The sequence below is a fragment of the Dyella sp. genome, from assembly GCF_035685885.1.
Classification (GTDB): Bacteria; Pseudomonadota; Gammaproteobacteria; order Xanthomonadales; family Rhodanobacteraceae; genus Dyella.
Genome location: NZ_DASRZX010000130.1, coordinates 1 through 2,481, shown reverse-complemented (window position 1 = coordinate 2,481; position 2,481 = coordinate 1). Strand labels below are relative to the sequence as shown.

Annotated in this window: 3 protein-coding genes; 2 read left to right on the top strand and 1 reads right to left on the bottom strand. The window is 64.3% G+C overall.

The genetic code is table 11. The annotated features are described in order from the left end of the window. Positions 1–870, top strand: an 870-nt coding sequence (locus tag VFG49_RS14855; protein ID WP_324861858.1) for an EAL domain-containing protein, incomplete at its 5' end; no start/stop codon positions are given. 131 nt (positions 871–1,001) lie between these two features. Here the strand turns inward: VFG49_RS14855 and msrA are convergent. Next, a complete protein-coding gene (gene msrA, locus VFG49_RS14850) occupies positions 1,002–1,709 on the bottom strand; it encodes a peptide-methionine (S)-S-oxide reductase MsrA (protein ID WP_324861856.1) in 708 nt (235 codons plus the stop codon). 173 nt (positions 1,710–1,882) lie between these two features. Between msrA and VFG49_RS14845 the strand changes: the two genes are divergently transcribed. Next, positions 1,883–2,481: arylamine N-acetyltransferase (locus VFG49_RS14845; protein WP_324861854.1), on the top strand; the 599-nt coding region annotated here is incomplete at its 3' end.

Sequence of the window (2,481 nt, the reverse complement as noted above, 5' to 3'; positions counted from 1 at the left end):
ACGGAGGAGCGCAACGCGTTCCGCTTCTACTCGCCGCGCATGCAGGCCGACGCACGGCGGCGCATCGCCATCGCCTCGGAGTTGCGCAAGGCACTGGCCGAAGAAGAGTTCCATCTGCTCTTCCAGCCCTCGGTGGAGATGCGCAGCGGACGCATCGCGGCGGTGGAGGCGCTGCTGCGCTGGCGTCATCCCGTGCGCGGCGAAATCTCGCCCGGCGAATTCATTCCCATGGCGGAAAAACTCGGCCTGATCCGCCGCATCGACCAGTGGGTGCTGCAGGCGGCGTGCAAACAGCTGAGCCAGTGGGACAGGGAAGGGCTGCCGGCGTTGCGCATGGCGGTGAACGTGTCTGCGCAGTGGTTCGGCCAGGCGAATTTTGTCGACGACATCCGCGCGCTGCTGGAATCGCGACGGCTGGCACCCGAACGCCTGATGCTGGAAATCACCGAGGGCGCGATCCTGCGGCTGGGCGAAGAGATGGAGCACACGCTGCATGCCTTGCACGCGCTGGGCGTGGGCGTCGCCATCGACGATTTCGGCACGGGCTATTCGTCGATGAGTTATCTCAAGCTGCGTTCCATTGCTTATCTGAAGATCGACCAGAGCTTCGTCGCCGGCCTCCCCGATAACGAAAGCGACGGCGCCATCGTGGAAGCCATGCTCACCTTGTGCCGCAAGCTGGGCATCAGCCCAATCGCCGAGGGTATCGAGACGGAAGGGCAGCATCGCTTCCTGCTGCGCGCCGGCTGCACCGAAGGCCAGGGCTATCTCTATTCAAGACCGGTGGAACCGGAAGTCATCGCGCAGCTGCTCACGCAGGGCAGGAAACACGGCAGTTCGCATCTGAAGCTGGTGCCGCCGGAGGTGTGATGCTCCAGGGTCCGTGTCGCGCACAGGGTGCGCTCCCACAAAGGCAGAACTCACTTGCGGGAGCGCATCCTGTGCGCGACCGCATCGCAGTGATGTACTTCAATGCGTGCTGAAACCAAACATCGCACTACTCAATGCAACTGCACCGCCACCACCTGCTCGGGCACGCGGTACAGCGATGGAAACAGCTGCTTCAGGTGAGCCACCTTCGGCGCGTCGTTGTAAACGATGTACGGCTCGTTCGGATGCCGCTCCGCGTAATCCTGGTGATAGGACTCGGCCGCGTAGAACGCCTTGAGCGGTACCACCTGCGTGACGATCGGGCCGTTGAACGCGTGGGCCTCCGTCAGCTGCGCCACATAGGCGGTGGCAACGCGCTTCTGTTCGTCATTGCCGTAGAAGATCGCCGAGCGGTACTGGGTTCCCACGTCCGGCCCCTGGCGATTGAGCTGGGTGGGATCGGTGGCGACCGAGAAGTAGATCTTCAGCAGCTGGCCATAGCTGACCTTGGATGGGTCGTAGACGATCTTCACCGATTCGGCATGGCCGGTATCGCCATCGCTGACGCGGTCATATTCCGCGGTGCCGGCGTCGCCTCCGGAATAACCGGCCCATACTTTCCTCACGCCTTTCACGTGTTCGAACACCGACTGCAGTCCCCAGAAACAACCGCCGGCCAGCACGGCGACCTGTTCGCCCTGCGCGGGTGCCGTTTCCACGGCGGGATCGGGCAGGGTGACCGCATCGCTGCCGGCTGTCGCCAGGCTGCAGGCGCCCAGGCCCGCCACCAGCAGGGCACCGGCAAGCAGGGAAAACGGGGTGTAACGGCGGATGTTCATGGGAACGCTCCATCGGCAACGGGATGCCGCCACGGCTCGTGCCGGCGGTCACCTGGTTATTCGTTGCCGGGCGGCCACCGGTTACCTGGATGCTCCCACGGCCCGGCCGGCGGTGCGCTAAGCGGATGCCAACGCGGTGTTATGGTGCGCGTCCGGCTCGCCTGGTTTTCGTCATGACTCATGTGATCGACCTGAACGCATACCTTCACCGGATCGGCTACGACGGTCCCCTGACGGCGACCCTGGAAACGCTGCGCGCGGTCACCACCGCGCATGTCGCGGCCATTCCGTTCGAGAACCTCGATCCGCTGCTGCGCGTGCCGGTGTCGCTGGACATCGAAGCGATCGAGCGCAAGCTGGTGCACGAGCGGCGCGGGGGCTATTGCTTCGAGCAGAATGGCTTGCTGATTGCCGTGTTGCGCACACTGGGTTACGACGTCTTCGGACTGATCGCGCGCGTGCTGTGGATGAAGCCGGAAGACAGCGAAGTGGCCCAGACGCACATGCTGCTACGGGTGGAGCTGGACGGCGAAAGCTGGCTGGTGGACGTAGGCTTCGGCAGCATGGCGCTCGGCGGCGCATTGCGGCTGCAAGCCGATGTCGCGCAGGAAACCGGCAACGAACCGTTCCGCCTGATGCAGCGCGATGGCGACTGGCGCATGCAGGCGAACGTGCATGGCGAATGGCGCACGCTGTACCGCTTCGACCTGCAGCAACGTCCGCCGATCGATTACGTGGTGGCCAATCACTACACCGCCACGCACCCCGCATC

What these genes read in the sequence shown, in the direction of transcription:
- msrA (WP_324861856.1), bottom strand. Translation starts at nt 1,709, where the DNA reads ATGAACATCCGCCGTTACACCCCGTTTTCCCTGCTTGCCGGTGCCCTG.